This is a genomic window from Chrysiogenia bacterium (assembly GCA_020434085.1).
GTDB lineage: Bacteria > JAGRBM01 > JAGRBM01 > JAGRBM01 > JAGRBM01 > JAGRBM01.
The window spans coordinates 1-7,645 of sequence record JAGRBM010000387.1 but is presented as its reverse complement, the minus strand read 5'-3'; the positions used below and the strand labels follow the sequence as shown (position 1 = coordinate 7,645).

Here is a 7,645-nt window from a genome sequence, read left to right as displayed (position 1 = left end):
CGCCGCGAGGGCGAGCAAAGATGTCCGAAGGCTGACCACGACCGGCGCGAGCCTCTCCTTCCGGAAAAACGCAGCAATCCTACAATTGTGCGACTAACTACTATAGATTATGCCTACCGTCCTTCGATGGGCGCAACGGGCCTTACAATTGTTCACATAAAGGCTCAAAAAGGCGTCCCGAAAGGCCCAAAACCGGCCCGGATCCGGCGGATTTCCCCGCATTCGGCGCCCCAGGCGGTTTCAATGAGTCTGCTGCTCGCTTTCAGCTGGTTTTTCCCCATTCCCGGGGACGATCTCCAGTACGCCGATCCGGCCGCGCGGGCCCGCGCGCTGGTGCTCATGCCCCTGTTCGCGCCGCTCGTGGGGTTTCTGGTCTACGGGGCCCATGTGGTGCTGGTGCGCAGCGTGCCGCTCATTCCTGCGGGCTTCGAGGCCGCCGTGCTGCTGCTCGCCTACGGCCTGCTCACCGGGCTGCGCCCGCTGCGCGCCCTGGCCGAAGCGCTCGGAAATCCCAACGCAAAGGCTGCCTACCTGAGCACCTCGCTCGTGACGCTGGTGATTCTTGCTGTGCTCTTTCTCGAGCGCGAGGCCATGGCCCTCTTTCTGGCCAGCTACAAAGACCTGACGCTTCCGGTCATGGCGCTGTTTCTGGCCTGGCCGGTCTCGGGCCGCTGGTCCTCGCTGCTGGTGACGCAGACCTTCGCCTCCGATGAGAGCCTGGCAGCCGCCGGCAAGACCGCGCCCGACGTGGCGGAGGTCCGGCCCGCAGCCGTCGTCTTCATGACGAGCCTCTTGTTGCTTGGTCTGCTCCTGCTGCTCGAGCCCATCTACGTGCTGGCAATCTTGCCCACCGGCCTCATCGGCGCGGTGATTGCGTACCTCATCTCGCGCCGCGACCCCGAACTCTCCCGCCGCGTGGTGGCCGACGCGGCCGCCGGGGCAACCGAGCTCATCTACCTCTTCGTCGCCGCGGGCCTGACGCTTAGGCCGAATCTGGGGAATTTGGGTTGAGGCTGCGCGCCTTCGGCGCGCGACTTTGTAGCGCTCCCCCGCGCGCGGGGGAGCTGGGTGCGAAGCGCACTGAGGGGGAGTTTGCGCCGACGCGGACACCCCCTTTTGCCCTTCGGGCATCTTCCCCCGGAGGGGGCAGAGGGAGTGGTTGCGCCTTCGGCGCTGTTACGTTCTTCCCTGCCGCTTCACATAATCACCCAGTCGTTCCTTGAACGTGCCCGAGGGGCTGGAAAAATGCACGCCGAAGCCCGAGTCCACGGGGCGGCCGGCGTCGTAGGCGGGGCGACCGGGCGCGTTGATCCACACGACCTGCGCTTCTTCTTCGAGGTTTTCCTTGTCGTAGGGGAACTGGAAACGCAGCAGAATCTGCGCGCCGTTCTCCGGCAGCTCCAGGGCCTTGACGCACATCCCGCTCTCGGAAATGTTCGCAATCTCACCGAGAATCCAGAACCGGCCCTTCTTGTACTGAATGGGCGCACGGAAACTGTAGCGCGGCGCGCGGCGGGTATTGGCGGCATTGGCGAAAAGAATTTCGTCGATGCGGTAGCCGATGTCGCTGGCCGGGATGTTCTTCGAAATGTAATCGACCAAGCCCATTTCCTTGGCTTTCACGGCCAGCGGATCGCCGGGCGCCAGGCTGGTGAGCGCGGCGGCGCGCAGGCCCGGGGCCCTGTCGCGGATGCCTTCGAGCACGGTGATGGGATCGGACTTGGTCAGCAATAGATCAATGAGGACAAGGTCGGGGTGATGCGTCGCGATGGCCTGGTCGACCTGCGCCTGATCGCTGGCGATGTGGACGACGTGACCCTTCTCATGCAGCACGTCCTGAATGAGCTGCAGGAAGAACATGGAGTCGCCGATGACGAGGACCTGCTTCTTTCCGGCGAGCACTTCGTGGTGGCGTGCGCTGAGCAGCTTGTCGATCTGGTCGAGCAGCTCCTGCCGCTTGAGCGGCTTGAAGGCGAGCGCGTCGGCCTTGCAGCCGCGCGCGCGTTCGGTGGCCTGGTCGGCGGTCTGCGCCGTCACCAGAATGACGGGCGTGCTGGCCAGGACCGGATCGGTCTTGATCGTCTGGCAGGCCTCGTCCCCGTCCATGCCGGGCATGATGAGGTCCATGATGATCAGGTCGGGCTTCTCGCGCTTGGCGATGCGCACGGCCTCGGCCCCGTCGGTGGCGGTGTAGACCGACGCACCGAATCCCTCGAGAAATCCCTTCTCGAGTTCCAGGAACAGGGGGACATCGTCGACGAGCAGTATCTTCTTGATCTCGGCCAAGGGTGCTTTCCCCGCCTTTCGCGCGTTGCCGCCGCGCCGTGTGACGCAGACTGAATCAGAGCAGTTGGCGGAATCATTCTAACCCCTTGAAGTGTTTGGGGAAAGCGGCATTTCAGGGGAGTTTTTTCCCGGCCGATGCATCCATTCGGGGCTCGCGGCGTCTTCGAGGGCAGAAACCGATTGGAAATAAGGAGCCTTGCCGCCATGGAAACAACCAGTCTCTCAACAACACGGGCCGCCATTCGCCCCCACATTGCACTCGAGGTCGCCGACATCGACGCCTCCGTCGCCTTCTACGAGCGCTTTTTCGGCGTCGCCCCCGCCAAGGTGCGCCCGGGCTATGCCAAGTTCGATCTTGCCGAGCCCGCGCTCAACTTCACGCTCAACAAAACGCTCGACGCCGCCGGGAAGCGCCCGTTCTCTTCCTTTCACCTGGGCATCGAGGTCACCGACCCCGCCCGTGTGATGGAAGCCAGGGAACGCCTCGAAAAGGAAGGCCTGCTCAAGCTCGTCCAGAACGACGTCGAGTGCTGCTACGCCCGCCAGAACAAGGTGTGGGTCGAGGACCCCGACGGCCATCGCTGGGAAGTCTTCATCGTCACCGAGGCCGACGTCCCGGCGCGCAGCAGCGCTGAAGCGAGTGCGTGTTGCCCGGCATCCTAGGAATGCGCGATGATACGCGCGTGAGTTCGACGCAGTCACAAGTGAGTGCATCGCCGGAGGGCGGCCCCGATGCGGCCGCCCTCTGGCGCGCCTTCGAATCGCAGCTTCGCGGCTACGCCGCAAGGCGGGTGAAGGAAACTGAGCTCGATGACGTGGTGCAGGAAACCTTCCTGCGCATTCACCGCGCGCTGGGCAGCGGGACCGAGGTCCGCGACCTGCGCGGCTGGGTGTTCCAGGTTCTGCGCAGCGCCATCGCCGATCACCACCGAAAGCGCGCGCGAAGCCGCGAAGACGTTGCCGGTGACGGGATCGACGATGCTCCCGCGGGTGAGGGTGCCGAAGGCGCCAACGAGAACGAGCGCGTCGGCGGCTGGCTCCCCTTCTTCATCGAGGCCCTGCCGCCCACCCAGCGCGAGGCCCTGCGCCTTGTCGAGATCGAAGGCCTCTCACAGACCGAGGCCGCCCGCCGCCTGGGCGTGCCGGTTGCCACGCTCAAATCCCGCGTCCAGCGCGGCCGCAAGAGAGTGCGCGAACTCGTGCAGGCCTGCTGCGCCCTCAAGCAGGACCGGCGCGGAAACGTGATCGACTGGGAGAGAAAGAATCCGTGCTGCGATTGAGGGACTCGTTGCACAGATAAACACCCCGTTCGTCCTGAGTAGCCGCATAGCGGCGTATCGAAGGGCATAAGGGCCTGGGATGTTCGAGGCCCGCTTGCCCTTCGATACGCGTTGCGTTTGCAACGCTACTCAGGACGAACGGGAAAACAATCGAGTCATCGCCTGCACAAAAAAAGCCCCGCCTTCCGGCGGGGCTTTTCGTTGGGTCCGAAAAAAATGGTCGGTCGCTCAGAGCGCCTTGTCGATCAGCTCGACGAACTTGCTCTTGGGCTGCGCGCCGACGATCTGGCCGACGAGCTGGCCGCCCTTGACGACGATGACGGTCGGGATGCCGCGCACGCCGAACTGGGCCGGGGTGTTCTGGTTCTCGTCGACGTTCATCTTGGTGACCTTGACCTTGCCTTCGTAGTCTCCGGCAAGTTCTTCGACGATGGGAGCAACTGCACGGCAGGGACCGCACCACGGTGCCCAGAAGTCGACGATGGCGGGCACGTCAGAGTTGAGGATTTCGGATTCGAAGGTGGCGTCGGTGATTTCGAGGGTCTTGCCCATGGCGGATTCTCCTGTCTCGCGCCGGAAGTGTCCATCCGGCGCGCTCATCATTCCTGATGCACCCGGACGGGTCAAGGATTCAGCTTCCCGGTGCCGGGGCAGCCCGGGGGAGCCGGCAATCCACGGAATATCAACGTGTTGCGCCGGTCGTGAGCGTGAGCGTCGACGTGCTCGTGCTCGAATCGTTCACGTGCACGAGCACGTCCACGCTCACGATAGCCAGAAAATTCCCAAATCCCGTGGATTGCCTGCGCCTCTCCAAGGAATCAGTGGCAGGGACGACTCCCCCTTCCCATCGCCCAAATCCCACCTATATTGAGCCCCGTCTGAGGGACACCCCGAAGGCCGCGGATTTTTTGCGGCTTGCGGGGACGTTTGCGTTTTTCGCTGGTTTATCGGGAGAACCCACGATTGGGCCAAGAGATCCACAACGACCGCGAGAGCCTCCGGCGCGCCGGCGAGCTGCTGGGGGGCGGCGGCAAGGTGCGCCTTGGCGGCCTGCGCGCCAGCGCCGGGGCCTGGGCCCTGGCGCAGCTCCAGGCGGCGGGTTACCAGGCGGGCCTGGTGGTCTGCCCCACGCCCGAGCGCGCGCTTACCTTATATGAAGATCTCGCCGAGTTTCTGGGGACCGACCGCGGCACGGAGAATCCGGCCACACCCGAGCGCCGCCGGCTTCTCTACCTGCCTGCCTGGGAGCAGCGCCCCTACGACAACCGTTCGGCCGCGGTGGAGCATCAGGCCCGGCGCATGAGCGCGCTCTACGGGCTGCTGCACCGGCCCGACGAAGTCACCGTGGTGGGTTCGGTCGCCGCGATCATGCAGCTCACCGCCCCGCGCGAGGCGCTCTACGAACGCTACGAATATCTGATCGTCGGCGCCGATACCGAGTTCGCCGAGCTGCCCGAGCGGCTGACCGCGCTGGGGTACCGGCGCGGCCCGCGCGCAGAGGACCGGGGCGAGTTTGCGGTCAAGGGCGGCATCCTCGACGTGTTCGCGCCGGGCTACGACTTCCCGCTGCGCCTGGAATTCTTCGACAATGAACTCGAATCGGTGCGCTTCTATGATCCGAGCACCCAGCGCAGCATCAAGACCTCCGGCAAGCTCCCCATCGAAGAGATCTACTTGCTCCCCATGCAGGAAATCTTCTTTGAGGACGAGCCGCTGCGCCGCGCGATGGAGCGCCTCTCCGAAGAACAGCAGGCCGGCACCGCGGGCTTTCAATACGTCACCGATCTGAAAAACGATCTGAAGGATCACCAGCGCGTTCCGGGTCTGGAATACCTGCTCTCGCACTTCTACCGGAACGTGCCGACGCTGCTCGACCATCTGGGCGAAAAGGCGCACCTTGCGGTGGTGGAAGCCGCGCAGGTCGAGCGTCAGTTCGACGTCGTCGGTGAGCGTCTGGAAATCGGATACGAGCGCCGCCGCGAAGCGGAGCTTCCCGCATCCGATCCGCGCGATTTATTTGCCGACGCCGCAAAACTTCGCGAGGAACTCTTCGCGCGCGCCAACCTGCTCATGGAAGAGACCGAGGGGGCGGGCGAGGGCGAAGACGATGCCGGGCGAGAGACGCTCGTCGTGCACAGCGTGCGCTCGCAGACCTGGGCCGACTCCCTGCGCGGCGCCGGCAAGAGCGCGGCCAGCGGAAGCCGGGGAGAGAGTCCGCTGCAGCCGCTCGTCGATCAGCTCTCGCAGTGGCGCGGCGAGGGCCGCCGGGTCATCGTCGCCAGTCACACCCACTCCCAGCAGGAACGAATCTCCGAGCTGCTAAAGCCCTACGAGATTCCGACCCTGCGCAGCGACGTGCCGGTGGGCTCGCTCTCGAAACTTGCCGGGCCGCAGGCCGAGCCCGTGGACGGCGCCGAGCCCTTGCACCTGATTCACAGCACGCTCTCGGCGGGTTTCGCACTGCCCGACGCCGACATCGTGGTGCTCACCGAAGAGGAAATCTCCGGCACGCACCGCAAGCGAACGCGCCAGGCGGCGCCCAAGCTCGAGGGGATGCTCAATTCGCTGGCCGATCTGGCCCCCGACGATTTCATCGTGCACGGCGAGCACGGCATCGGACGCTTCCGCGGCCTGGAACACATGGTCATGGGCGGCCACGCCGGCGACTACCTGGTGCTCGAATATGCCGGCGGCGACAAGCTCTACGTGCCCGCCCACCGCATCCGCGCGGTGGCGAAGTTCTCCGGGCCCGAGGGGGTCGAAGCCAGGCTCGACAAGATGGGCGGCGCGCGCTGGAAGACCAAGCGCCAGAAAGTGCGCGAGGCCGTCTACAAGCTCGCCGCCGAGCTGCTGGACATCTACGCCGCGCGCGAAGTGAACCCGGGTTTTGCCTACCCGCCCCTCGACGAGGAATACCGCGCCTTCGAGGCGGCCTTCGAGTTCGACGAAACGCCCGACCAGGAACGCGCCATCGGTGAAGTGCTCGCCGACATGCTCTCGCCGCGCCCGATGGATCGCCTGGTCTGCGGCGACGTGGGCTTTGGAAAGACCGAGGTCGCCATCCGCGCCGCCTTCGAAGCGGTCCACGGCGGCAAGCAGGTCGCCGTGCTGGTGCCCACCACGGTTCTCGTAGAGCAGCACGCCATGAGCTTCGAGCGCCGGCTCGATCCCTACGGGGTGAGAGTGTCCGCTCTCTCGCGCCTTCATTCGGCGGCCGAGCAGAAGGACGTACTCGCCGATCTGGCCGCCGGAAGAATCGATGTCATCATCGGCACGCACCGGCTCATCCAGCGCGACGTGGCGTTCAAGGACCTGGGCCTGGTCATCATCGATGAAGAGCAGCGCTTTGGCGTCAAGCACAAGGAGCGCTTCAAGAAGATGCGCCGGACCGTGGATGTGCTCACGCTCTCGGCCACGCCCATTCCGCGCACCATGCACATGGCCATGAGCGGGATGCGCGATCTCTCCATCATCGCGACGCCGCCCACCGACCGGCTCTCGATTCGCACCGTCGTCTCGCGAAAGAACGACCAGACCATCCGCGAGGCCATCGACACCGAGGTCGCCCGCGGCGGGCAGGTCTTCTACGTCCACAACCGGGTCAAAAGCATCGAGGACGAAGCCAACCACGTGCGCGAGCTCTGCCCCAACGTGCGCATCCATGTCGCGCACGGGCAGATGGAGCCCAAGCAGCTCGAAAAGGTGATGCTGAGCTTCCTGCGCGGGGAGTTCCAGGTGCTCATGTGCACCTCGATCATCGAGAGCGGGCTCGACATTCCCAATGCCAACACGCTCATCGTGGACCGGGCCGACATGTTCGGCCTCTCGCAGCTCTACCAGATTCGCGGGCGCGTGGGACGCGGCGCGCGGCGCGCGTATGCCTACCTGCTGCTTCCCGAGAGCGGGAAGGTCACCGACGATGCCGAGAAACGGCTCGACGTGCTGCAGGAACACTCGGACCTTGGCGCGGGATTCCGCATTGCGACCTACGACCTGGAACTGCGCGGCGGCGGCAACCTGCTGGGTGACTCCCAGTCGGGTCACATCGCCGCGGTCGGGCTGGAGCTCTATACCGAGCT

The 7,645-nt window shown here is 65.2% G+C and carries 6 protein-coding genes; 4 read left to right on the top strand and 2 right to left on the bottom strand.

All coding sequences use genetic code 11. The features are described 5' to 3' along the window. The first annotated feature begins 243 nt into the window (after positions 1-243). Positions 244-1,011 (top strand): hypothetical protein, encoded by a 768-nt coding sequence (locus KDH09_13350; GenBank protein MCB0220680.1) that lies wholly within the window; start codon positions 244-246, stop codon positions 1,009-1,011. A 165-nt stretch (positions 1,012-1,176) separates the two neighbouring features. On the opposite strand, the gene KDH09_13345 is transcribed toward KDH09_13350, so the two are convergent. Next, positions 1,177-2,286, bottom strand: coding sequence for a response regulator (locus tag KDH09_13345; protein ID MCB0220679.1), 1,110 nt, complete (start codon positions 2,284-2,286; stop codon positions 1,177-1,179). A gap of 204 nt (positions 2,287-2,490) precedes the next feature. Between KDH09_13345 and KDH09_13340 the strand changes: the two genes are divergently transcribed. Together KDH09_13340 and KDH09_13335 are read left to right on the top strand one after the other, a co-directional pair. After that, positions 2,491-2,949, top strand: a complete 459-nt coding sequence (locus KDH09_13340) for a VOC family protein (GenBank protein ID MCB0220678.1) — start codon at positions 2,491-2,493, stop codon at positions 2,947-2,949. 41 nt (positions 2,950-2,990) lie between these two features. Then, the gene (locus KDH09_13335) at positions 2,991-3,566 is read left to right on the top strand and encodes a sigma-70 family RNA polymerase sigma factor (protein MCB0220677.1); all 576 of its coding nucleotides are present in this window, start codon (positions 2,991-2,993) and stop codon (positions 3,564-3,566) included. 228 nt (positions 3,567-3,794) lie between these two features. Here KDH09_13335 and trxA read toward each other — a convergent pair whose 3' ends face one another. Continuing rightward, positions 3,795-4,118, bottom strand: a complete 324-nt coding sequence (gene trxA, locus KDH09_13330; protein ID MCB0220676.1) for a thioredoxin — start codon at positions 4,116-4,118, stop codon at positions 3,795-3,797. A 411-nt stretch (positions 4,119-4,529) separates the two neighbouring features. Between trxA and mfd the strand changes: the two genes are divergently transcribed. After that, on the top strand, positions 4,530-7,645 hold a 3,116-nt coding region (gene mfd / locus KDH09_13325; GenBank protein MCB0220675.1), incomplete at its 3' end, for a transcription-repair coupling factor.